We start from the raw sequence: 23160 nt of genomic DNA, 5'->3' as shown, positions 1-23160 counted from the left end.
ATGGACCCGAGGGACCCGCTCGACCTCCCGGGCACTCTGGACACCTGGACGCCACCCCGATGAACACCGACAGCCGACCCGGCCCCGCCCTGGACGCCCGCCTGCGGGTCGAGCGCGCCGCGTTCTCCCTCGACCTCGCCCTCACCGCCGCCCGCGGCGAGGTGGTCGCGCTGCTCGGCCCCAATGGCGCCGGCAAGTCCACCGCCCTGCGCGCCCTCGCCGGACTGCTCCCGCTCACCGGCGGCCATCTGCGCCTGGACGGCCGCCTCCTGGAGGACCCGGCGCAGCGTGTGCACACCCCGGCCGAGGAGCGTCCGGTCGGGGTGGTGTTCCAGGACTACCTGCTGTTCCCGCACCTCAGCGCGCTCGACAACGTCGCGTTCGGCCCGCGCTGCCAGGGCCGCCCCAAGCGCGAGGCGCGGGCGGAGGCGGCCGGCTGGCTGGAGCGGATGGGACTGGCCGACCACGCCTCGGCCCGTCCCGGCCGGCTCTCGGGCGGCCAGGCCCAGCGGGTGGCGCTCGCCCGCGCTCTCGCCGTACGCCCCCGACTGCTCCTGCTGGACGAGCCGCTGGCCGCCCTGGACGCCCGCACCCGGCTCGACGTACGGTCCCAACTAAGGCGCCATCTAGCCGAGTTCGAGGCGGTCGCGGTGCTGGTGACACACGACCCGCTGGACGCCATGGTGCTGGCCGACCGGCTGGTGGTGATCGAGGACGGCCGGCAGGTGCAGTCCGGCAGCCCGGCAGAGGTCGCCCGGCACCCGCGCACCGACTACATCGCCCGGCTGGTCGGGCTGAACCTGTACCAGGGCCGGGCCGAGGGCACCCGGGTCACACTCCCGGACGGGGCGGTCCTGGCCACCACCGAGGAACTGGACGGCCCGGCCTTCGTCGCCTTCCCGCCCTCCGCCGTGACGCTGTACCGGGAGCGCCCGCAGACCAGCGCGCGCAACCTGTGGAAGGCCGAGGTCACCGGGCTGGAACTGCACGGCGACCGGGTCCGCGCCGAGCTCGCCGGCGACCTGCCGATGGCCGCCGACCTCACCCCGGCCGCCGTCGCCGAGCTGGAGCTGGCGCCCGGCGCCGCGGTCTGGGCGTCGGTCAAGGCCACCCAGACGCACGCCTACCCGGCCTGACGCCCCCCGGCGGTCCCACTCCAGCGCGGTCGCTCCAGCGCGGCCCCCCGACGCGGTCCCCCCGGCACGGTCACTCCAGCGCGGTCTTGCCCCGGCGCGATCACTCCGCCGGCTCGACGAACCCCGACTCGTATGCCGCGATCACCGCCTGGGTGCGGTCCCGCGCTCCCAGCTTCGCCAGCACGCTGCTGACGTGCGTCTTCACGGTCTGCACGCCGAGGAACAGCCGCTCGGCGATCTCCCCGTTGCTGAGGCCGCGCGCGACCAGCCGCAGCACCTCCGCCTCGCGCTCGGTCAGCGCCGCCCGCTCCATCGCCGCACGGGCGGTCGGGTTGCCGTGCCCGGCCGCCAGGCGGCGGATCGCGGCCGGGAACAGCAGCGACTCGCCCGCCGCCACCAGCCGTACCGCCTGGGCGATCTCGGCCGGGCGGGTGCGCTTCAGCAGGAAGCCGTCCGCGCCCGCGCGCAGCGCCTGGTAGACGTAGTCGTCGTTCTCGAAGGTGGTCACGACGAGGATCCGCGGCGGGCGCTCACCCGGTGCGCCGGGGCGCAGCAGCTCACGCGTGGCGGCCAGGCCGTCCAGCACCGGCATCCGGACGTCCATCAGCACGACGTGCGGACGCAACGCACGGGCCAGGGCGACCGCTTCCGCGCCGTCGGACGCCTCGCCGACCACCCGCAGGTCCCCCTGCGCCTCCAGGACGGCCCGCAGACCGGCCCGGATCAGTTCCTCGTCGTCGGCGAGCAGGATGTCCGTCATCCCGGCGGCGCCTCCGGCCGGACCTGCCATCGCAAGATCGTTCGTCACGAGCCCAAGCGTAGGGGCAGGCGCACGGCAAGCACCCACTCCCCGTTCCCCTCCTCGATCGGCCCGGCCGCCGCCGCTGCTACCCCTGCCACGGCCCCTGCCACGGCCTCTGCCGCCGTACCCGCCGCCGAAGGCCCCGCCTCCGCCTCCCCGCCGAGCAGCGTGGCGCGTTCGCGGATTCCGCGCAGCCCCTTTCCGCCCTTGCGCGTTGCACTCCTGCCCGCCCCGCCCGCCGGAGGCCGCGCCGCTCCGGTCGCTGAACGTCCGGCGCCGGGAAGCCGGTTGGCGCAGCGCAGCTCCAACCGGCCGTCCCGCACGGTGATCCGGATGTCGATCGGCTCGCCCGGTGCGTACTTGAGCGCGTTGGTGACGCCTTCCTGGACGATCCGGTACGACTCGCGGGAGAGCACCCCGGGCAGGATGCCGGGCTTCACGTCGACCTGCGCCTCCACCGGGCTGCCGGCCGCCCTGGCGGTGTCGAACAGCGTGGGCAGCTGGTCGATCCCGGGCTGTTCGGTGGCCACGCCGTTCGCCCCGGCCGGGGTCTCGCGCAGCAGCACGAGGGTGCGTTCGAGGTCCTCCATGGCCTGCCGGCCGGTCACCTCGATGACTTCGAGCGCCTTGGCGACGAAGTCCCGGTCCCCGACCTCGCGCGCCGCGCCCGCCTGGAGGACGGTCACCGTCAGGGCATGGCCGATCGAGTCGTGCAGCTCGCGGGCCAAGCGGTTGCGTTCCAGGAGCCGTTCGGCCCGCAGCTCCGCCTCGGCCAGCCGCTCGGCCGGGGAGGGGCCCAGCAGCCTTATCGCCATGGCGAGTTGGAGGCGGCCCGCGCACACCAGGAACCAGCCGAAGCCGAGGACCGCCACCGGCACGAGCGGGAGGTACCAGAGAGCGTCCGGGCCGGTCAGCCGGTCGAAGGCCCCGGTGATCCCGAAGACCAGCGGGAATCCGACCGCCGAACCCAGCGCGACCCGCCCGATCAGCCAGCCGGCCGTCCGCCGCCGGTCGGCCCAGGTGCGGGAGGGCTCGGTGGCGATGTCCTCCTCGCGGTCGGGCACCAGCAGCAGTCGCGCCTGTACCCCCTCGGCCCGGCGGGCGGCCGGTATGAGCGCGGCCAGCGCGAGCAGCACGACGTCCACCGAGACGCCCGCCATCAGGATCTCGCCGAGGCTCTTGTGGTACGTCCCCGGATAGACCATCAGCACGATGCCCGCGAAGAACCACCCCACCAGCAGGTGCAGCATCCGTGCGTAGGTGGCGCCGGCCACCAGCGGCACGAAGAGCCCGGACACCGCACTCAGCGGCGCCGCGGTCACGGACACCGCGCTCTTCAGCACTGCGATCTTGGGCATTGGGCCATCCTGCCAGTCCGCCCCCGGCGCCCGGCTCCCGCGCCGGTCGCCCGCGATCTCCCTCCCGGGAGGGAGGCGGCTCCCCGCCCCGGCGGGATCCGCCGCACCGGCCCGCTCCGGTCGAATGGAGCCACCGCCCGGGGCCGACCACAGCGAGCACCGGCGGAGACCGCCAAGACGACGAGACGAGGGGAGCGGGCCGTGATCGAGATCCAGGGCCTGACCAAGGAGTACGACGGCCGGCGCGTCGTCGACGACCTGACCTTCGAGGTGCGACCCGGCGTGGTGACCGGCTTCCTCGGCCCGAACGGCGCCGGCAAGAGCACCACCATGCGCCTGGTCCTCGGCCTCGACCGGCCGACCGCCGGACACGCCCTGGTCGACGGCCGCCCCTACGTCGAACTGCCCGACCCGCTGAGGACGGTCGGAGCGCTGCTGGACGCCCAGGCACTGCACGGCGGCCGGACCGCGCACGGCCACCTGCGCTGGCTCGCCGCGAGCAACGGGCTGCCGGCCCGCCGGGTGGACGAGGTGCTCGGCCAGGTCGGTCTGGCGGACGCGGCCGGACGGCGGATCCGGGGCTTCTCGCTCGGCATGCGCCAGCGTCTCGGGGTGGCCGCCGCACTGCTCGGCGACCCGCCGGTGCTGCTGCTGGACGAGCCCGTGAACGGTCTGGACCCGGAAGGCATCCGCTGGATCCGCACCCTGCTCCGCGATCTGGCCGCCGAGGGCCGGGCGGTGCTGGTCTCCTCCCACCTGATGACCGAAATGGCGCTCACCGCCGACCACTTGGTGGTGATCGGGCGCGGCCGGCTGCTGGCCGACGCCGCCACCTCCGAGTTCATCGACCGCCACGGCCGAACCCGGATCAGGGTCCGCGCCGTCGACCCGACCAAGCTCGCCGCCCTGCTCCGCGACCCCGGGCACGGCCTCGACGCCACCGAAGTCGCCGGCGGCGCCTGGGAGGTGAGCGGCGCCGAACCCGAGCGGATCGCCGCGCTCGCCGCCGCCAACGGCGTGGTGCTGTACGAGATCGCCGTGCAACAGGACTCCCTGGAGGAAGCGTTCATGCGAATGACGGCCGACAGCGTCGAGTACCGTGCGGAGGCCGCCGCGTGAACGCTTCGACCCCTGCCGTGACGTCCGCCGCGACATCCGCGGTGGCATCCGTCGTGACGTCCTCCGGGTCCCCTGCCGTCAACGCCCTGCGCGCCGAGTGGATCAAGCTCACCACGCTCCGCTCGCTCTGGATCACCCCACTGCTCGCCCTGGTGCTCACCGCGGGCGTCACCGCCGCCGTCGGCGCGGCCCTGGGCGGCAAGGACCACAACATCACCGAAGACCCCGGTGTCGGCGTCTTCTACGGCCTCAACTTCGGCCAGGCGGCGCTGACCTGCTTCGGCATCCTGCTGATCGGGCAGGAGTTCAACACCCGCATGATCGGCACCTCGCTCACCGCCGTCCCGCGACGCGGCCGGCTCTACGGCGCCAAGCTCACGCTCGGCGCACTGGTCGGCCTGGCGGTCGGCGCCGTCGGCACGGCGGGCGCCTTCGCCGGGTACGCGGCCTCCGTCCCCGCCGACTGGGACGGGCCCGCCTTCGTCCGCACCGCCGTCGCCGGGGTGCTCTACCAGACGCTGGTGGTGGTGCTCTGCCTCGGAACGACCGCCATGCTGGGCAACCTCACCGCCGCCATGGGACTGCTGGTCCCGACCCTCTTCCTGCTCTCACCACTGCTCGGCGGAGTCCCGGGGGTGCGCCGGGTGGTCCAGTTCCTGCCCGACCGGGCCGGCCAGTACGCCCTGCGGTACGTCGACGACCCGCAGATCGCCTACGGCCACTGGACCGGGCTGCTGATCATGGCGCTCTGGACCGCCCTGGCGGCGTACGGCGGCCTGCGGGCGATGCGGCGCGCCAAGTGACCACGGGCGAAAGGGACATGGGAGACGAGACATGGGAGCGACGATGAGCGCGACGGCCGACGCGGTACGCGCCGAACGGGTCAAGTTCACCACCCTGCCCTCGCAGTGGGCGGCCCCGCTGGTCGCCCTGGCGCTGACGGTCGGCGTCACGGCGGCTGTCAGCGCCGCCTACGGGGCGAAGGACCACACGGCCGGCGAGGACCCGGCCGGGGGGATCTTCTACGGACTGCTCTTCGGGCACGTCGCGGTGGCCTGCCTCGGGATCCTGCTGATGGGGCAGGAGTTCAACACCCGCATGATCGGCACCTCGCTCACCGCCGTCCCCCGGCGCGGCCGGCTCTACGGCGCCAAGCTCACGCTCGGCACCGGGCTGGGCCTGCTGCTCGGGCTGGCCTCGACGGCGGGTTCGTTCCTGGTCGTCGGCGCCACCGTCGGCCTGGACCTCTCCACCCCGGGCCTGACCCGCAGCTTCCTGGCCGGCGTGCTGTACCACCCGATGATGGTGCTGATCTGCCTCGGACTGACCGCGATGCTGGGCAACTTCAGCGCCGCGCTCGGCCTGCTGACCCCGATGGTGTTCCTGGGCACCACCTGGCTGGCCGCCATCCCCGGCGTCCGCGAACTGGGCCAGTTCCTGCCCGACCGGGCCGGCCTGTACGCGATGCGCACCCAGCCCGAGCCGGGCGTCCACTACGGCCACTGGACCGGGCTGCTGATCATGGCGCTCTGGACCGCCCTGGCGGTCTACGGCGGGCTGTGGGCGATGCGGCGGTACGAGCCGAGCTGACGGACGACGGGGGACAGCGGACGGATGACAGATGGCGGATGACAGATTTCAAAATCTGTCATCCGTTCGCTGTTATCCGTCGTCCGCCATCTGTTCGCCGCCGTTCGTTCCGACACCGAGAACGAGGCATGATTCCCGGCCCGCTCGCGGACGCAGTCGTGGACGGTCGAAGTACGCGTCAGCCGCCCCGAAGACCCACCGCCATGGTCAGTTCAAGGACGCGGTCCGGCGAGGCGAGATCCGGAAACAGCTCCCGCAGCTGCGACATCCGGTACCGGACTGTCTGAGGATGGACGAACAACGCCGCCGCCACCTCGTCCCGCCTGCCCTGGTGCAGCAGCCACGCCCGCAACGTCTCCTCCAGCCGCCCTGCGGTGGCGACAGGCAAGGCCCGCAACGGCGCGAGGGCTCGGGCACGCAGGTCTGCGAACGCGTCCACATCCGCGCTCAGCACCAGCTCGGGCAGGTGGTCCTCGGTGTCGCGAATCTCAGCGGAAAGGGAGCGCGCGCGTACGGCCCGGGCGTACGAGGCGGACGCACGAGTCCATGGCCGTGCCGGGCCGACCACGGCGGTGCGGCCGGTCAGCTGCCGCAAGAGGTGCGGTCGGTCGGCATCGGGGACGAGCAGCACACCGGTGGCGTCCGGCAGATCGTCGAGGACGAGAGTGCCCGGGTCGAGCACGCGGTAGGCAGGCCGGGCCTGGGCGGCGGGCAGCAGGACCACGGTCAGTGAAACCGGGGGCTGCCACCCGGCCCGTTGAACAGCGGCCAGCAGCACGTCCGGACTCGCGCCGGCGAGGAGGTCGCGGGCCAGGTGTTCCAGGTGGCGCTCGTGGGCCCTGCCCCGGGCGGCCAGTTCGTCGGCATGGCCTGCGGCGCTCGCGGCGGAGAGCTCGTCGATGTAGGCGAAGGTCAGCTCGGCGAACTTGGCGACCTCGGCGGCGGGCAGACCTGCGGGTACGGCACCCGCTGCCAGGCATCGCCAGGCCACGCGGGCGCCGACGCGGTAGGCGCTGAGCAGGGCGTCCATCGAGCGGCCGTCGCGCACCTCGCCGCGGCCGAGCTCGTAGGCCGCGTCACCGGCGTCGCCACTCGTGGCGTTCCCGCTCGCGAGGTCCAGGTAGTGCCCCAGCGCGGTGCGGACGGCCCGGCGGATGGTTCCGCCCATGCGGCCCGAAAGCGCGTTGGCATAGGGCGGGACCTCGTCAATGATCGCCTGGACGACCTCGTCGGCGGTGGCCGTCAGCGCGGCCCGAAGTACGGTGACCGTCGTGTCATCCAGGACCAGTTCGGCGGCCCTCCTGATTGCATGGCTCACGTTTTTGTTCCCTACGAACAATTCAGCCGACCAGATTCACGTCCTATGGTCAGGACTTTACGCCCTGAGGCGCAGCAAGCTGGAGTCATGACGAGTGCAGCCCTCCGCAGCAGGGCATGGAAGCTGCTGGAGATGGTCACGACGCCGCTGCTGCCGTCGGACTACCTCGACCTGGTCAGCCCGCTGCGTGCGGGCGCCGACCTGCGTGGGCGCATCGAGGCCGTGCGCCCCGAGACGGCTGACGCAGCGACCATCGTGATCAGGCCGGGACGGGGCTGGCGCGGCCACACGGCCGGTCAGTACGTGCGGATCGGGGTCGACGTCGACGGGAGGCGCCTGTGGCGTAGCTACTCCATCACCTCACCGACAGACCGCGAGGACGGCCGCATCACGATCACCGTGAAGGCGATCCCGGACGGCAAGGTCAGCAACCACCTCGTCCGCAGGGCGACACCGGGCACGCTGATCCAGCTCGACCAGCCGACCGGTGACTTCGTGCTGCCGCGTGCCAAGCCCGCCAAGGTGCTCTACCTGACGGCCGGCAGCGGCATCACGCCCGTGATGGGCATGCTGCGCGACACCGAGGTCGACGACGTCGTCCTGGTCCACTGCGCACCACAGCCGCAAGACGTGATCTTCCGCAACGAACTGCACGGCCTGGTCGCGGACAAGAAGCTGCGCCTCACCGAGGTGCACACCGACACGGACGGCAGGCTCGACATCGCCCGTCTCGGCGATCTCGTGCCCGACTGGGCCGAGCGCGAGACCTGGGCCTGCGGGCCCGCGGGCCTGCTCGACGCCGCGGAGGAGCACTGGACCGAGCACGGCGTCCAGGAGCGCCTGCACACCGAACGGTTCCACCCCCGCATCGTCGTCGCCGGCGACGGCGGCAGCAACAACGGCGGCGAGGTCACGTTCAGCGCCACCGGCAAGACCGTGGACGCGGACGGCGCCACGCCATTGCTGGACATCGGCGAGGAGGCTGGCGTACTCATGCCCTCCGGATGCCGCATGGGCATCTGCTTCGGCTGCGTCACGCCGCTCAAGGCGGGCGCCGTCCGTGACCTGCGCACCGGCGAGATCACCGAGGCCGAGCCGGGCGTCCTCATCCAGACCTGCGTGTCCGCCGCGGCGGGCCCCTGCGACATCGAACGGTAGAAGCACCTTGACCGCCATCGACCCCACCGCCCACCTGACCGCGGAGCAGATCGAGGAGCTCGGACGCGAGCTGGACGCGATCCGCGACGAGGTGCTCGCCGACCGCGGCGAGAAGGACGCCGCCTACATCCGCAAGGTCGTCTCGGCGCAGCGCAAGCTCGAACTGGCCAGCAGGGGCGTGCTGCTGTTCTCGATCTTCCCGCCCGCGTGGCTGCTCGGCACCGCCGGCCTCTCAGTGGCGAAGATCATGGAAAACATGGAGATCGGCCACAACGTCCTGCACGGCCAGTGGGACTGGATGCGGGACCCGAAGATCCACTCCACCACCTGGGAGTGGGACCACGTCTCGCCGTCCGAGCAGTGGAAGCACTCGCACAACGAGCTGCACCACACGTACACCAACGTGATCGGCAAGGACAACGACCTCGGCTACGGCATCATGCGCGTCGACGAGGACCAGAAGTGGCACCCGCTCCACCTCGGCCAGCCGCTGTGGAACTTCGTCAACGCCTGCTTCTTCGAGTACGGCATCGCAGCGTACGACCTCGAACTCGGCAAGAACCTGCAGAAGCACCGTCGCAGGAACCCGGAGTTCCGGGCGCGGGCCAAGGCCGTGGGCCGCAAGATCCGCAAGCAGGTACTCAAGGACTACGTGATCCACCCGCTGCTGTCGGGCCCGTCGTTCCTCACCACGCTCGCAGCCACGTTCACCGCGAACCTGGTCCGCAACATCTGGTCCCACTCGGTGATCATGTGCGGGCACTTCCCGGAAGGCGTACAGGTCTTCGAGCGCCAGTCGGTCGAGGGCGAGACGCGCGGCCAGTGGTACCTGCGCCAGATGATGGGCTCGGCGAACATCAGCGGCAGCAGGGCCATGCACTTCATGACGGGCAACCTGTCCCACCAGATCGAGCACCACCTGTTCCCGGACCTGCCGAGCAACCGGTACGCCGAAGTCGCGGTGAAGGTGCGCGCGCTGTTCGAAAAGTACGAGCTGGAGTACGTCACCGGGCCGCTGCCCAAACAGGTGTTCTCCGCGTGGCACAAGGTCTTCCGGCTCTCGCTGCCGAACAGGAAGCCCAAGGTCAAGACACCGGCCCGCGAGAAGGAGCTCGTCACGGCCTGACTCCCGGTAGTGGTTCTCCGGGTGACGACATCCGCACGGGAGCCCTCGCCGCGCTCGACGGCCCGCGGACCAGGTCTGCCGAGACAGCAGCCCGACACGCCGTTGACCTGGCCGGCCCGACGTGATCATGATGCCTCGCGCCCAGTGGCCGGTCGTCCGGCCGGTGGTCGGCTCGGCCACGGGCGCCGCCTGGCAGCGGCAGCCCCACCTCCCGCCGTCCACCGACCGGTGGACCCAAGGTTCAACCGACCGGGCGTGTCGGGAACGGCCCCCGGCCGACCAGGATCTCGGCCATGAGTCAACTCCCTGTACGGATAGCCGATTGGAGCGCCCGGCACGCATGGCGCGCGATCGCCGGCTGGTTCGCGTTTGTCATTCTGTGCCTCGGCGCCGGCGTCGCGATCGGCTCCCATGAAGCAACCACCGAGGACTACCGGGTCGGTGAGGCGGGGCGGGCCGAGGCGATCGCGAGCGCGGGCAGCCTGCAGCAGCGGCCGACCGAGCAGATCATCATCCACGCCAGGTCCGGGCCGCTGGACCTGGCCGCAGCGGCAGCGGCGGCGCAGGACCTCACCGATCGGCTGCGCAAGCTGCCCGAGGTGGACAGCGTGGCAGCTCCGGTCCGGTCCAAGGACGGCACGGTTCTCAGGGTCGCGGTGATCCTGAAGGGCCCCGAGCTGGAAGGGAAGAAGAACGTCGTCCCGGTCCTCGCCCGGACGGCCCAGGTGCAGGACGGCCACCCGGACCTGGTCGTGGAGGAGACCGGCTCCCCTTCCATCAGCAAGGGCGTCAACGACCAGCGCGGGAAGGACCTCGCGCTCTCCGAGCGCATCACCCTGCCGGTCACGCTCATCACCCTGCTGATCGTCTTCGGATCGGTGGTCATGGCCGGTGTGCCGCTGCTGCTCGCGCTCTCCTCGATCGCCGCCGCCCTGGGGCTGTCCATGATCGCGTCCCATGTCCTGCCCGATCCCGGTGTCGGGACCAACATGATCCTGCTCATCGGCTTGGCGGTAGGCGTCGACTACACCCTCTTCTACCTCAAGCGCGAACGCGAGGAACGGGCCCGCGCCGGGGGACGGCTCAGCTCGGAGGCCCTGGTGGAGCTGGCCTCGGCGACCGCGGGTCGGGCCATTGTGGTCTCCGCTCTCGCCGTGATCGCCTCCACCACGGCCCTGTACCTGGCCACGGACGTCATCTTCTCCTCGTTGGCCACGGGCACGATCCTGGTCGTGGCGGTCGCCATGGCCAGCTCCCTGACCGTACTTCCCGCACTCCTGGTGAAGATCGGCCGGCGGACCGAGCGCCGGGCGGACCGCAAGGCCGCCCGCCGGGCGAGCCGCGGCAAGCCGGTCCGCACGAGGCGCGCGGAGGCCGGGACGGGCCGGATGTTCGGCGCGCTGCTGAGGCCCGCGCGGAAGCACCCCGCCCTCACGCTGTGCGTATCAACGCTGGTCATGCTCGCCCTGGCTGCGCCCGCCCTCAGCCTGAAACTCGTCGACCCGGGCAAGGACACATTCTCCCGCGACATCCCGGCCATGCAGGTCTACGACCGGTTGAACACAGCCTTCCCCGAGCTCCTGGTCAAGCACGTGGTCGTCGCACGCGCCGCACCGGAGCGGGCCCCGGAGGTCCAGCATGCTCTGGCGGACCTCGGCCTGCGGGCGCAGACCGACCCGCTGTTCGCCAGGGACACCGAGCCGGTGGTCCGTACGTCGGCCGACGGCCGGATCAGCGTGCTGGAACTGGCCGTCCCGTTCCCCGCACCCTCCGCCGAGGCGATCACGTCACTCGACCACATCCGTAAGGACTATCTGCCCGCCACGGTCGGCAAGCTGTCCGGCGTGGAGACGGGGGTGAGCGGTGAGGTGGCCCGAGGCCGCGACTACGTGGATCACGAGAACACCAAACTGCCGCTGGTCATCGGATTCCTGCTGCTGGTGACCTTCGTGATGACCGTATGGGCGTTCCGCTCGGTGGCCATCGGCCTGATCGGCGTCGCACTCAACCTGCTGTCCGCCGGGGCCTCGCTCGGCCTGATGGTCGTGTTCTTCCAGGGAACGTGGGCGGAGCACCTACTGGCCTTCCGCTCCCTCGGCGCGATCGCGTCCCGGGTACCGCTGTTCCTCTTCGTGATCCTCTTCGGTCTGTCAATGGACTACCAGGTGTTCGTGGTCAGCCGGATACAGGAGGCCAGGCAGAACGGGATGTCGGCTCGCGAGGCCGTAGTGGACGGCATCAGCCGGTCGGCCAAGGTGGTGACCAGCGCGGCGATCGTGATGGTGACCGTGTTCGGCGCCTTCGTCGCCCTGCACCTCACCGAGATGAAGCAGATGGGCTTCTGCCTGGCGACGGCCGTGCTGCTGGACGCCGTGGTCATCCGGCTCATGGTCCTGCCGTCGCTGCTGCTGCTCCTCGGCGAGCGGGCATGGTGGCCGCTGCGCCCGGCGCGACGGGCGCAGACCGCTGTCCCTGCTGCCGGCATGCCGCAGGACGTAGGCTGACGATCGTGATTCAACGGCCGCAGCCCGACGACCGGTTCCGCACCCGAACCCTGCGCCGGTGGTACGCGGTCTCCTGGGTGTCCCTGGGCCTGTGTCCCCCGGTCGTCTCCGCGCTGCACCACACCGGATCGACGAGGTACGGGTCGTTGGCGCTGATTGCCGTGATCGCCCTCTGCTACGCGACCGTTGTGGCCTTTCCCCGTAATCCCGTGCTGCGCTCCCACACCTTTCTGGGCGTGCTCGTCCTCGGCTTGGGCGCACTGTCCCTCCTGCGCGGCGACGGCGCGGCACTGTTCATCGTGTCGCTCCCTCACTTCTGGCTCCTCGCCAGGAGCGCGCGGCACTCGATCGCCCTCAGCGGCGCTGCCGCCGCGGCCACCGTGGTCGGCATCGTCCGCCATCAGAGCTGGCATGCGGAGGACTTCTCCACCGGCAACATCATCTTCACCCTCATCGGCTACACGGCGAGCGTGTTGCTCGGACTGGGGGTGGCCCGAATCGTCGAGCAGAGCGACGAGCGCGCCCGCCGTCTGGGCTCCGAGCTGGAGAGCGCCCAGTCGCGACTGGCCGAGGCGCACAAACTCCAGGGCGCCACGGCGGAGCGCGAGCGGCTCGCGCGGGAGATCCATGACACCCTCGCGCAGGGCTTCGCATCCATCATCGTGCTGGCGGAGGCGGCCCGTTCCAGCCTCGACACCGCGCCCGCCAGGAGCGCCCGGCAACTGCTCTCGATCGAGAACACCGCACGCGAGAACCTCGCCGAGGCACGGGCGCTGGTCGGCTCCGCCCCGCGGAGCGGTCTCCTCCTCGGTTCGGTCTCCAAGACCCTGCGCCGGACCCTTGACCGGTTCGCCGAGGACACGGGGCTCACCGTCACCGCAGATCTGCCGGACGTCGAGTGCGACCAGCCGACCCGGATCGCGCTCCTGCGCTGCACCCAGGAGTCCCTGGCCAATGTCCGCAAGCACGCGGCCGCCTCCGCCGTGGCGGTCGTCCTCACGCCGTCTCCGGATGGCCTCGAACTGGAGATAACCGACGACGGCCAGGGCTTCGTGGTCGAGGACTCCCACGGCTTCGGGCTCAACGGCATGCGCAATCGCCTGGCCGAACTCGGCGGCGAACTGACCGTCACCAGTTCACTCGGCGACGGCACCCGCGTCCTCGCCACGATACCAACGAACAGTCAGGTATGACGACATGACAGCTCGGACAGAGGCGGACGGGCTCCGCATCATCGTGGTCGACGATCACACGGTCATGCGCGCCGGGGTCGTCGCCCTGCTGTCCTCGGAGCCCACCATCGACATCGTCGGCGAGGGCGGCGACGGCCGCGCGGCCGTCGAACTCGTCGAGCGTCTGAAGCCGGACGTGGCACTGATCGATCTGCGGATGCCGGTCCTCGACGGGGCAAGTGCCACCGCCGAGATCGTCGCCCGCCACCCGGGAACCCGGGTACTGATCCTGACCACGTACGACACCGACGCGGAGATCGAGCGCGCGGTCGAGGCCGGCGCGATCGGCTACCTGCTCAAGGACACCACGCGTGATCAGCTCGTCGACGCCATCCGATCCGCCTCCCGCGGCGAGACCGTCCTGGCCCCGAGGGTCGCGGAGCGGCTGGTTGCCCGCATGCGGCAACCAGCTCCGGTGGCCCTGACCACCCGGGAGGTGGATGTGCTGAGCGCGGTCGCCGACGGCCTGTCCAACGTGGAGATCGGTCGGCGGCTGGTCATCACGGAGGCCACGGTGAAGACCCATCTGCTGCGGGTCTTCGCCAAGCTCGACGTCAGAGACCGCACGCACGCGGTGGTCGTGGCCCTCGAACGCGGACTGCTGGACAGGCGTTAGCCCAGGCGCCCGGTGATCGGCGCCCCGGCCGGCTCCTGACACCGTCGGCCCCTCCGCGACGAACCCGCCATCGCCGAACGGGTCCGGCATCGGATGGCCGAGCAGCTCGCCGACGAACAGGCCGCGGCCTTTCGCGATGCCTACCCGTCTTGCCCGTGGGCGGGAGCGCCGTCCCCTGCCCCCTCCGGGAAGACCCGCCGGAGACAGCCGGCGGCCGGGAACGTACGCGCCTCATCTGCCACGTTGCGGTTCGGGGTCAGCGTGGTGCATTCACGGGCGTCGTAGGCGCCCGACGGGGCAGTAGCGCGTGCCTCCCTCGAGTGCAACAGTCGGCCCGGGCGCGATCTCGGTGAAGCCCGCGTCCTGGACCACCGGCAGCCCGCTGCGGACGAGTTCCTCCCACGCCTGCGGCGAGGCCGTTCGGACCGCGAGCGCGAAGCCGGCCTCGGCCCACTCCTTGCGCTGCGCCTCGTCCAGCCGCCACCACGCGAGCTGGGCGGCGTGCCCGGTCTGCGCCATCGTCTTGCCCGCGCTCATCTCCAGCTCGGGGTTGAGCCACAGCACCGGCAGCCCCGGCTCGGGCGCCGTGACCTCGACCGTCTCCTCAAGGTCCGTTCCGGACACCTGGAGCTTGGCGAGCTCCTTCGGCCACCCGTCCAGCGGGACCGGCGGGAACACCCGCACCTCGGCCTCCCGGCCGTGCACCGTGAGGCCCGGCAGCTCGCCCGCCCGGCGCCACTCCCCGCCCCGGGCCCGCCGCACCACCTTGCGGATCCGGGCGTCCTCCCAGGCCGCGACGCGCTCCGCCCACTCGCCGTCCGCCCCGGTCACCCGGGGGTCGGCCAGCAGGGTGAGCACCGCCCGGGCCGAGGTCTCCAGCGCGTCCGTCCGGCTCGGCGGAGTGGCCCGCTCCATCCGGACGAGCAGCGGCAGCACGTACTGCGGCCGCTCGTCGCGGTCCTCGCGGTCCTCGCGGTCCTCTCGCTCCGGGGCCTCGCCGGGGTCGGCCGCAGGGGCCGGGGGCTCGGAGACCGGAGCCGGCGCCGGAGCTGGGGGAACCACAGCCGGAGTCTGAGCAGTGGAGGTCGAAGCAGTGGGGGTCGGGGCATCGGAAGGATCAGTCACCCGTCCAGGATGCCAGCCCCGCTCCGGACGACTCGGCCCGGCCCGACTCGGCCCGACCGCCGCAGCGTCCACCTCCGCGCTCACCGCAGCCGCTGCCGCAGCTCGTCCACCGACGTCCGGATGCTCGCGCTGTACGCGTCCTCCGGCAGCGCGTCCAGACTGCGCACGGCGCGTTCGAGCTGCTCACGGGCGAAGTCCGGCTCGCCGAGCTTGAGGTGGTCCGAGGCCAGGTTGAGGTGCAGCGAGGGGTAGAAGGCACGCACCTGGAGGGCCGACTCGTACGTCCGGGCACGCTCGGCGCTCAGCGAGTCGGCGGCGGCCAGGGCCCGCCGGTCCCATTCCAGCTCGGCGCGCGGGTCGTCCTGCAGGTCGGCCAGGTAGTGGGCGACGAGGCAGCGGTGGAAGACGTCCCGTTCTCCCAGTGCCTCCCAGAGCGCCTCGAAGCCGGCCCGGGCCTCGGCCGTCCGACCGCGCTGCGCCGCCCTTGCCCCGTCCAGCCCGAGCGCGATCCGGGCCAGCGCCGGTTCGTCCTCGTCGCCCGGCTCATCGCCCGGCCCTCCGTCTGTCCTTTCGCCCTCTTCGGGAGCACTCGGATCGTGGGGACCGTCGAGATCGAGAGGATCGTCGGGGGACGGACCGCGCATGCCACGCACATCGGACATGCCCGCAGCCTAACCGCCCACCCATCGGACCGCCCGGCCCGAGCGACGGCCACGGAACCGGCGACCGACGCCCTGCTCCTGACGTCCAACGCCCCGACGTCCAATGCCCTGGTGCCCGACGCCTCGGTGCCCGACGCCCGCCCTGCGGCGCAGCGCCCCGTCAGCGCCGGTAGCCGCGCTGCGGGTCCCGCTCCTCGGCGTCCTCGTACATCAGGAACCAGCCCTCCGGGTGGGTGGCCGCCAGCAGCGCCTCCGTGCGCTGCTCCACCCCCAGCTCCGGATCGCCGTCGTCCGGCCCGTAGACCCCGAACAGTTCGTCGTGGCAGCCGTCCCAGTCGTAGTCGTACAGGTCGGCCGGGAGGTCACCCATCATGTCCGCGACCGACTCGGGCTGGGCGCCGAGCAGCGTCCGGGCGTCCACCAGGGCCATCCGCAGCGCCACGTCCTCGGCCAGGCAGCGTGGCAGTGGCCATTCGCCGAGCGCGAGGTCGTCGGCGAGGTCGTCGAAGGCCCGGGCCATCGCGCGGCGCCAGTTCCGGTGCATCCGCCAGGTGCGTTCGGGGAGCCGGGCGAAGACCGTCCAGTCCGTGTCCTCGCCGTCGACGATCGCCTCGTCCCCGTGCTCGTCGAAGTCGTCGTACGCGGCGTCGGCCAGGCCTATCAGCTGGGCGTGGAGCAGGCAGGCGGTGCGCGGGGTGAGCGTCCAGTCCGCGCCCGCGCCGCCGTCCTCCTCGTCGCCCTCCAGCGGGAACAGGTCGGCGAAGTCCGGTGTGAAGTCCTCCGTGACGCTGATCTCCAGCGTCCCGCCCATCGCCTCGACCCCGGGGATGGCGGCCACCAGCCGGTCCGGATGCAGCAGCGCGCCGAGCGCCGCGTTGGCATCCTCGGCGACCTCGCGCAGCAGTTCGCGACGCTGGCCGGCCGGGTCGATGCCGTCGAAATCCAGCTCCTCGACGGCCCTGATCGCGGCCGCGCGCAGGGCCGGCCAGTCGGTGATCCGCAGGCCCAGCACCACCGTCGCCTCGATCTCCTGCGCGCCGGAGTCCTCCGCCGCGCCCGGCCCCTGTGGATGATCGCTTCGCTCGCCCATGGGGCTAACGGTACGGCCTTTCGGCCCCCCGATCACCGGTCCGGACCAGCTTCCGGAAGCGTTCTCGGCCACCGCCCGGCCAGGCCTCGGTCACTCGGACGCAGGAACTGGCAGGATGCGTCCCATGGCTGACATCAACGAGTACGGCGGCGGGCAGGGCCCGAACGCCGACGTCCTGGTCGTGACCACCAACGACATCCCCGGCTTCCGGGTCGACCACGTGATCGGCGAGGTCTTCGGGCTGACCGTGCGCAGCCGCCACCTCGGGAGCCAGATCGGTGCCGGTCTGAAGTCGCTGATCGGCGGCGAGCTGCGCGGTCTGACGAAGACCCTGGTCGAGAGCCGCAACGAGGCCATGCAGCGGCTGGTCGAGCAGACCAAGGCGCGCGGCGGCAACGCCGTCCTGATGATGCGCTTCGACGTCACGGAGGCGGCCGACGTCGGCACCGAGGTCTGCGCCTACGGCACCGCCGCGGTCATCTCCCCGCTCTCCTGACGCTCCTCCGCTCCTGCTCCTGCTCCTCGACATCCACGCCTTCGCGCCCTCGCACCTTCGCGCCTTCGCGCATCCCCCCGCGCACTCCCGTTCGCGACCACCGTTCGCTCCTCCACGGACGCCGACGGAGCCCCGGCGGGACGACGGGAACAGCCGTCGACCCCCTGATGTTTCAGCGGCGTGACTGTTTACGGTGCAACGAACAGCGTTCCGGAACGCGTGGACGTCCTGGTGGTGGGTGCCGGGCAGGCAGGCCTTTCCGCCGCCTACCACCTGGGCCGCCGCGGTTTCGCCCCGTACCGGGCGGGCGTCGACGGCGGTTTCGTCGTCCTCGACGCCAACGCCGTCCCCGGGGGCGCCTGGGCGCACCGCTCGCCGTCCCTGCGGATGGCCACCGTGCACGGCGTCCACGACCTCCCCGACGCCGAACTCCCGCCGCCGGACCCCGGAGCCCGCGCGCGCGAGGTGGTGCCGGAGTACTTCGCAGCGTACGAGGTCCGACACGCGCTCCCGGTCGTACGCCCGGTCGCGGTGCGTGCCGTACGCGCCGAGTCCGAACGACCGGACGCCCGGCTGCTGGTCGAGACCGACCACGGTGTCTGGTCCACGCGCGCACTGATCAACGCCACCGGCACCTGGACCCGGCCCTTCCTCCCGCACTACCCCGGTCACTTCGCGGGCCGCCAGCTGCACTACGCCGAGTACCGCGGTCCCGAGGAGTTCGCCGGCCGGCGCGTGCTGGTGGTCGGTGGCGGCGCCTCGGCGGTCCAGGTGCTGTCGGAGGTCGCCGCCGTCGGCGAGACGGTGTGGGTCACCCGCTCCGAACCCCTCTACCACGACGGACCGTTCACTCCCGAGTACGGGCGCGCGGTGGTCGCCAAGGTCGAGGAGCGGGTCCGGCAGGGCCTGCCGGTGCGCAGCGTGGTCAGCGTGACCGGGCTCGGCCCGTCCGTCGCCCTCCGGCGCGCCCAGGAGCTGGGCGCGCTGCGCCGCCGCCCGATGTTCGACCGCCTGACCGAGCACGGGGTCGCCTGGGGCGACGAGGAGCTGCCGGTGGACGCGATCGTCTGGGCCACCGGCTTCCGGCCCGAGGTCGGGCACCTCGCCCCGCTCGGGCTGCGCTCCCCCGGCGGCGGGATCACCCTCACCGGCACCCGCGCCACCGCCGACCCGCGCGTCCACCTGGTCGGCTACGGTCCGTCCGCCAGCACTGTCGGCGCCAACCGGGCCGGCCGCGCGGCCGTCAACGACCTGGTCGGGCTCCTCGGGGACCCGGCGCTCGCGGCACCGACCGGCGGGAGGCCAGCGCTCGCGGCACCGACGGCCGGAAGCCCGGCGCTCGCGGACCAGGTCGCGGAACCCGCCGCCGTCTGAGCTCGCTCAGCGGTCGTAGTCGACGGTCACCCGGTCGGTGAGCGGGCGGGCCTGGCAGGTCAGGACGTACCCGGCGGCCAGCTCCTTCTCCTCCAGGGCGAAGTTGCGGCGCATCTCCACCTCGCCCTCGGTGACCAGGGCGCGGCAGGTGCCGCAGACTCCGCCCTTGCAGGCGAACGGCAAGTCGGGCCGGGAGCGCTGGGCGCCGTCCAGGACCGAGCGGTCGCGCGGCAGGCAGAGCGTGCTGCCGCGGCCGTCGAGCACGACGGTCACCTCGCTCTGCGGGCCCGACCCGCCGTCGGCCGAGGCGTCCGTCCGGTCCCAGTCCTCGTCGCGCTCCGGGAGCGGCTCGTCCTCGGCGTGGAACAGCTCCTGGTGCACCCGCTCGCCCGGCACGTCCAGTTCGGCGAGCAGGTCCTTGGCCCCGGTGACCATGCCGAACGGGCCGCACAGCCACCAGTGCCCGACGCTCCCGACGTCCACCAGCGCCGCAAGCAGCGCGCGTACCCGCTCCGGGTCCAGCCGGCCGCTGAGCAGCTCGGCGTCCCTGGTCTCCCGGGAGAGCACGTGGACCAGCTGGAAGCGGCCGAGGTAACGGTCCTTGAGGTCGGCCAGCTCGTCCGCGAACATCACGGTGTCGCTGCGCCGGTTGCCGTAGAGCAGGGTGACGGTGGAGCTGAGGTCGGCGGCCAGCACGGAGGCGGCGATCGACAGCATCGGGGTGATGCCGGAGCCCGCCGCGAGCAGCACGTGGTCGGCCGGGACCCCCAGCTCGGGGGTGAACAGGCCGGACGGCGTCAGCACCTCCACCTCCTCGCCGGGCTTCGCCTCGCGCACCAGCCAGCGCGAGAACAACCCGCCGGGCACCTCCCGGACGGCGATCCGCAGCGGCCCTCCGACCGGGGCGCAGATCGAGTACGAGCGGCGCTCGTCGGCGCCGTCCACCAGCTTGCGCAGGGTCAGGGTCTGCCCGGGGCGGAAGGCGTACTCCTCCGCCAGCCCGTCCGGCACCGCGAAGGTCACCGCGACGGCGTCCTCGCAGAGCCGCTCGACCCGGTCGATCCGCAACCGGTGGAAGGTCGGACGGCGGGCGGGGCGGATGCCGGTCGCGGACCCGGTGTCGGCGGACGCGGAGACCACGGACCCGGTGTCGACGGACCCGGTGTCGACGGACGCGGGAACAGCGGCGGCGGGAACAGCGGCGGCGGGAACGGCGGAGCCGGCGGCGGCGGAAGCGGCGGGCATTCAGATCTCCTTGACGCGTTCGAACGGCTCGCGGCAGGCCCGGCAGCGCCAGAGCGCCTTGCAGGCGGTGGAACCGAAGCGGGACAGCTCCTCCGTGTCGGTCCCGCCGCACTGCGGGCACGGCACGGGGGGAACGGTGCCCGGCCCGGCCGCGGTCGGGGCTCCGGAGCGGGTCGGGCCAAGAGTGAGCGCCACCGGTCCGGCCGCGGCCGCGACGGCGGCGGTCGGGCGCGGTGGGGCGATGCCCGCCTCGGCGAGCTTGCGGCGGCCCTCGGCAGTGATCAGGTCGGTGGACCACGGCGGATCCAGCCGCAGCCGCACCCGGACGTCCGGGTAGCCGGCCGCGCGCAGCCGGCGGTCCACATCGGCGGCCATCTCGGCGACGGCGGGGCAGCCCGAGTAGGTCGGGGTCAGCCAGGCGGTGACGGTACCGCTGCCGCCGTCCACCTCGACCCCGGCCAGGACTCCCAGGTCGGCCAGGGTGAGCATGGGCAGCTCCGGGTCCGGGACGGCCGCGGCGACGGCCCAGGCCACGTCGCGGGTCGTCGGTTCCGCCGCGCCCGTCGTGCCCGCCATGCCCGCCATGCCCGTCACGATGCCGTTGGTCACCACGTCGCCCCCGGGTGGGCTCGGGCCAGCACCTGGAGCTCGGCGAGGAGCGGGCCGAGCGCCTCGGTGTGCACGCCGTCCCGGCCGGCCCGGCCGAGGACGGTGGCCAGCGGCGGCGCGTCCGGCAGGGTCAGCCCGGCCTCGGCGAGGACGGCGGTGAGCGAGCGCAGCACCGGTTCGCGCAGGGTCGCCGGGTCGACGCCCGCCCGCAGCTCCACCGGGTGCGCCGTGAACAGCTCCTCCAGCAGCGGCCAGACCGCGTCCAGCCCGGCCTGCATCCGCTCGGCCGAGTACGGCGTGCCGTCGCCGAGACGAAGCGTCCAGGCGGTCGCGTACTCCCGGTGGTAGGCGAGCTCCTTGACACCCCGGGTGGCGACCGCGGCCAGCACCGGATCGGGGTGCGCGCCCAACGCCTCGTACAGGGCGCCGCGCGCGGTGGCGAACAGCAATAGCCGGGCGATCGAGTACGCGAAGTCGCCGTTCGACGTCTCCACCAGGCGGACGTTGCGGAACTCGTGCTCCTCGCGCCAGTACGCCAGGTCGTCCTCGGTGCGGCCGGTGCCGTCCGCCTGCCCGGCCCGGGTGAGCAGCAGGCGGGCCTGGCCGAGCAGGTCGAGGCCCAGGTTGGCGAGCGCGACCTCCTCCTCCAGCTCGGGCGCCCGGGTGCACCACTCGATCAGCCGCTGCGCGAGGACCAGGGCGTCGTCGCCCAGCATCTGGCAGTAGGCGGCGAGGTCGGCGCCGTCCAGACCGGCGGGCAGCGTGGTGTCCACGCCGAGCAGCGGGTCGGCGAAGCCCGTCCCGTACGCCCAGCGGCCCTCGCCCTCGGGTCCGGGGGCGGCGTCGGCGAGGCTGAGGTAGACGTGGTCGTCCTGGCCGCCGCCCGGGCCGGCGCCGGTACTGGTTCCGGTGGTGGAGGTGGTGTGGTCGTGCACGGTGGCTCCCCCGTCAGATGTGCGGGACATCCTCGGGGATGTCGTAGAAGGTCGGGTGGCGGTAGACCTTGTCGCCGCTGGGATCGAAGAACGGGTCGCGCTCGTCCGGGGTGGAGGCGGTGATCGCGTCCGAGCGGACCACCCAGAGACTCACGCCCTCGTTGCGCCGGGTGTACAGGTCGCGGGCGGCGAGCAGCGCCATCCGGTCGTCGGCGGCGTGCAGCGAACCGACGTGGACGTGGTTCAGCCCCCGCCGGGGGCGCACGAACACCTCGTACAGCGGCCAGCCGGCCTTGGACCCGGCCGGGGAGCCAACCTGGGGCTCGGTCACTTTCCGTTCTCCTGTTCGGTGGCTTCGGTGAGTCCGGGGGCTTGGGCGGCTCCGGGGGCTTGGGCGGCTCCGGCGGTTTCGGCAGCCTCGGCGGCTCGGGCAGCCTCGGCGGCGCGTTTGGCCGCGTAGGCGACGGCGGCCTCGCGCACCCAGGCGCCGTCCTCGTGGGCGGCACGGCGGCGTTCGATCCGCTGGGCGTTGCAGGGGCCCTGGCCGTGGATGACCCTGGTCAGCTCGGACCAGTCCGGCTCACCGAAGTCCCAGCCACCGCGCTCCTCGTTCCAGCGCAGCTCCGGGTCAGGGAGCGTGACCCCCAGGTGCTCGGCCTGCGGGACGGTCATGTCGACGAACCGCCCGCGCAGCTCGTCGTTGCTGTGCCGTTTGATCCGCCAGGCCATCGAGCGGGCGCTGTTCGGCGAGTCGGAGTCCGAGGGGCCGAACATCATCAGCGACGGCCACCACCAGCGGTCCACCGCGTCCTGGACCATCCGGCGCTGGGCCTCGGTGCCGCGCATCAGCGTCATCAGGAGCTCGTAGCCCTGGCGCTGGTGGAAGGACTCCTCCTTGCAGATCCGCACCATCGCGCGGGCGTACGGGCCGTAGCTGCACCGGCAGAGCGGGACCTGGTTGCAGATCGCGGCGCCGTCCACCAGCCAGCCGATCACCCCGACGTCGGCGAAGGTGAGGGTCGGGTAGTTGAAGATCGAGGAGTACTTCTGGCGGCCGGAGATCAGCTTCTCGGTGAGCTCTGCGCGGTCGACGCCGAGGGTCTCGGCGGCGGCGTAGAGGTAGAGGCCGTGACCGGCCTCGTCCTGGGCCTTGGCGAGCAGGATGGCCTTGCGGCGCAGGGACGGCGCCCGGGTCAGCCAGTTGCCCTCGGGCTGCATGCCGATGATCTCGGAGTGTGCGTGCTGGGCGATCTGGCGGATCAGGGTGGCCCGGTAGGCGTCGGGCATCCAGTCCCTGGGCTCGATCCGCTGCTCGGCGGCGACGACCGCCTCGAACCGGTCCTCCGGCGTCTGCGCGGGGACCGCCTCGGCCACCTCTGCTGTCACCACAGTCCCCTCTCGTGTCCTGCCCGTCCTGCCCGGTCGGTTGCCGGAACGCCCGATCAACCAACCGACTGACCGTTCGGTCGGTACCATTCTGCGCAGCGGGGCGGAGGGATGGCAAGGTGCGAAACAGATAACAGCTGACAGATTCTGAAATCTGTCAGCTGTTATCTGTCGGCTGTCATCTGTTCGCCGGCGCCTGTCGGCCGTTGTCCGTCCGCGGCTGTCTGTCCGCTGCCTTCTGTTCGCCGGCGTCCGTCTACTGCCCAGCTCCACCGGTGT

22 protein-coding genes are annotated in these 23160 nt (G+C 72.4%); 11 read left to right on the top strand and 11 right to left on the bottom strand.

What is annotated here, in order from left to right; genetic code table 11:
- Positions 1-59: 59 nt before the first annotated feature.
- The gene (locus tag ACFVUY_RS05225) at positions 60-1136 is read left to right on the top strand and encodes an ABC transporter ATP-binding protein (RefSeq protein ID WP_387727475.1); all 1077 of its coding nucleotides are present in this window, start codon (positions 60-62) and stop codon (positions 1134-1136) included.
- Positions 1137-1236: 100 nt separating this feature from the next.
- On the opposite strand, the gene ACFVUY_RS05220 is transcribed toward ACFVUY_RS05225, so the two are convergent.
- Positions 1237-1896, bottom strand: a complete 660-nt coding sequence (locus ACFVUY_RS05220; RefSeq protein WP_387727797.1) for a response regulator — start codon at positions 1894-1896, stop codon at positions 1237-1239.
- A 44-nt stretch (positions 1897-1940) separates the two neighbouring features.
- Entirely contained in the window at positions 1941-3296 is a 1356-nt protein-coding gene (locus ACFVUY_RS05215; RefSeq protein ID WP_387727473.1) for a sensor histidine kinase, read from the bottom strand.
- Positions 3297-3497: 201 nt separating this feature from the next.
- Between ACFVUY_RS05215 and ACFVUY_RS05210 the strand changes: the two genes are divergently transcribed.
- From ACFVUY_RS05210 to ACFVUY_RS05200, 3 genes are read left to right on the top strand one after another with little or no spacing between them, the layout of a single operon-like run.
- Positions 3498-4415, top strand: coding sequence for an ABC transporter ATP-binding protein (locus ACFVUY_RS05210; RefSeq protein ID WP_387684909.1), 918 nt, complete (start codon positions 3498-3500; stop codon positions 4413-4415).
- 53 nt (positions 4416-4468) lie between these two features.
- Positions 4469-5218 carry an ABC transporter permease gene (locus tag ACFVUY_RS05205; RefSeq protein WP_387727471.1) on the top strand — a complete coding sequence of 250 codons (750 nt, stop codon included), beginning with the start codon at positions 4469-4471 and terminating at the stop codon, positions 5216-5218.
- A gap of 31 nt (positions 5219-5249) precedes the next feature.
- Positions 5250-6005 carry a hypothetical protein gene (locus ACFVUY_RS05200; RefSeq protein WP_387727469.1) on the top strand — a complete coding sequence of 252 codons (756 nt, stop codon included), beginning with the start codon at positions 5250-5252 and terminating at the stop codon, positions 6003-6005.
- A gap of 178 nt (positions 6006-6183) precedes the next feature.
- On the opposite strand, the gene ACFVUY_RS05195 is transcribed toward ACFVUY_RS05200, so the two are convergent.
- Positions 6184-7323, bottom strand: coding sequence for a PucR family transcriptional regulator (locus ACFVUY_RS05195; RefSeq protein ID WP_387727467.1), 1140 nt, complete (start codon positions 7321-7323; stop codon positions 6184-6186).
- An 87-nt stretch (positions 7324-7410) separates the two neighbouring features.
- Between ACFVUY_RS05195 and ACFVUY_RS05190 the strand changes: the two genes are divergently transcribed.
- From ACFVUY_RS05190 to ACFVUY_RS05170, 5 genes are all read left to right on the top strand, one after another.
- Positions 7411-8481, top strand: coding sequence for a ferredoxin reductase (locus tag ACFVUY_RS05190; RefSeq protein ID WP_387684902.1), 1071 nt, complete (start codon positions 7411-7413; stop codon positions 8479-8481).
- Positions 8482-8488: 7 nt separating this feature from the next.
- On the top strand, positions 8489-9607 hold the full coding sequence (locus ACFVUY_RS05185; RefSeq protein WP_387684900.1) for a fatty acid desaturase family protein: 1119 nt from the start codon (positions 8489-8491) through the stop codon (positions 9605-9607).
- Between the two features lie 293 nt (positions 9608-9900).
- A complete protein-coding gene (locus ACFVUY_RS05180) occupies positions 9901-12111 on the top strand; it encodes an MMPL family transporter (protein WP_387727465.1) in 2211 nt (736 codons plus the stop codon).
- Between the two features lie 5 nt (positions 12112-12116).
- Positions 12117-13304: a sensor histidine kinase gene (locus ACFVUY_RS05175; RefSeq protein WP_387727463.1), complete on the top strand. Its 1188-nt coding sequence runs from the start codon at positions 12117-12119 to the stop codon at positions 13302-13304.
- Positions 13305-13308: 4 nt separating this feature from the next.
- Positions 13309-13959 carry a response regulator gene (locus ACFVUY_RS05170; RefSeq protein WP_387727461.1) on the top strand — a complete coding sequence of 217 codons (651 nt, stop codon included), beginning with the start codon at positions 13309-13311 and terminating at the stop codon, positions 13957-13959.
- Between the two features lie 270 nt (positions 13960-14229).
- Here ACFVUY_RS05170 and ACFVUY_RS05165 read toward each other — a convergent pair whose 3' ends face one another.
- The 3 genes from ACFVUY_RS05165 to ACFVUY_RS05155 all read right to left on the bottom strand — a co-directional run bounded on the left by ACFVUY_RS05165 (position 14230) and on the right by ACFVUY_RS05155 (position 16836).
- Complete coding sequence (locus ACFVUY_RS05165; RefSeq protein WP_387727459.1) at positions 14230-15021, bottom strand: peptidyl-tRNA hydrolase; 792 nt, start codon at positions 15019-15021, stop codon at positions 14230-14232.
- Between the two features lie 143 nt (positions 15022-15164).
- Complete coding sequence (locus ACFVUY_RS05160) at positions 15165-15746, bottom strand: hypothetical protein (protein ID WP_387727457.1); 582 nt, start codon at positions 15744-15746, stop codon at positions 15165-15167.
- A gap of 160 nt (positions 15747-15906) precedes the next feature.
- Complete coding sequence (locus ACFVUY_RS05155; RefSeq protein WP_387684889.1) at positions 15907-16836, bottom strand: hypothetical protein; 930 nt, start codon at positions 16834-16836, stop codon at positions 15907-15909.
- A 124-nt stretch (positions 16837-16960) separates the two neighbouring features.
- On the opposite strand from ACFVUY_RS05155, the gene ACFVUY_RS05150 reads away from it, so the two are divergent.
- Complete coding sequence (locus tag ACFVUY_RS05150) at positions 16961-17332, top strand: YbjQ family protein (RefSeq protein ID WP_359900518.1); 372 nt, start codon at positions 16961-16963, stop codon at positions 17330-17332.
- Positions 17333-17512: 180 nt separating this feature from the next.
- A complete protein-coding gene (locus tag ACFVUY_RS05145) occupies positions 17513-18706 on the top strand; it encodes an NAD(P)-binding domain-containing protein (protein ID WP_387727455.1) in 1194 nt (397 codons plus the stop codon).
- 6 nt (positions 18707-18712) lie between these two features.
- Here ACFVUY_RS05145 and paaE read toward each other — a convergent pair whose 3' ends face one another.
- From paaE to paaA, 5 genes are read right to left on the bottom strand one after another with little or no spacing between them, the layout of a single operon-like run.
- The gene (gene paaE / locus ACFVUY_RS05140; RefSeq protein ID WP_387727453.1) at positions 18713-19951 is read right to left on the bottom strand and encodes a 1,2-phenylacetyl-CoA epoxidase subunit PaaE; all 1239 of its coding nucleotides are present in this window, start codon (positions 19949-19951) and stop codon (positions 18713-18715) included.
- The gene (paaD, locus tag ACFVUY_RS05135) at positions 19952-20527 is read right to left on the bottom strand and encodes a 1,2-phenylacetyl-CoA epoxidase subunit PaaD (protein WP_387727795.1); all 576 of its coding nucleotides are present in this window, start codon (positions 20525-20527) and stop codon (positions 19952-19954) included. It lies immediately after the preceding gene.
- A 29-nt stretch (positions 20528-20556) separates the two neighbouring features.
- Positions 20557-21495 (bottom strand): 1,2-phenylacetyl-CoA epoxidase subunit PaaC, encoded by a 939-nt coding sequence (paaC, locus tag ACFVUY_RS05130; protein ID WP_387727451.1) that lies wholly within the window; start codon positions 21493-21495, stop codon positions 20557-20559.
- Positions 21496-21508: 13 nt separating this feature from the next.
- Positions 21509-21826, bottom strand: coding sequence for a 1,2-phenylacetyl-CoA epoxidase subunit PaaB (gene paaB / locus ACFVUY_RS05125; RefSeq protein ID WP_359900510.1), 318 nt, complete (start codon positions 21824-21826; stop codon positions 21509-21511).
- Positions 21823-22971, bottom strand: coding sequence for a 1,2-phenylacetyl-CoA epoxidase subunit PaaA (paaA, locus tag ACFVUY_RS05120; RefSeq protein WP_387727449.1), 1149 nt, complete (start codon positions 22969-22971; stop codon positions 21823-21825). The genes paaB and paaA overlap by 4 nt, the downstream gene beginning before the upstream one ends.
- Positions 22972-23160 lie beyond the last annotated feature (189 nt).

Origin of the sequence: Kitasatospora sp. NPDC058063 (assembly GCF_042885395.1) — a bacterium.
GTDB lineage: Bacteria > Actinomycetota > Actinomycetes > Streptomycetales > Streptomycetaceae > Kitasatospora > Kitasatospora lactacystinica.
This window is presented reverse-complemented; position numbering and strand designations above follow the sequence as displayed.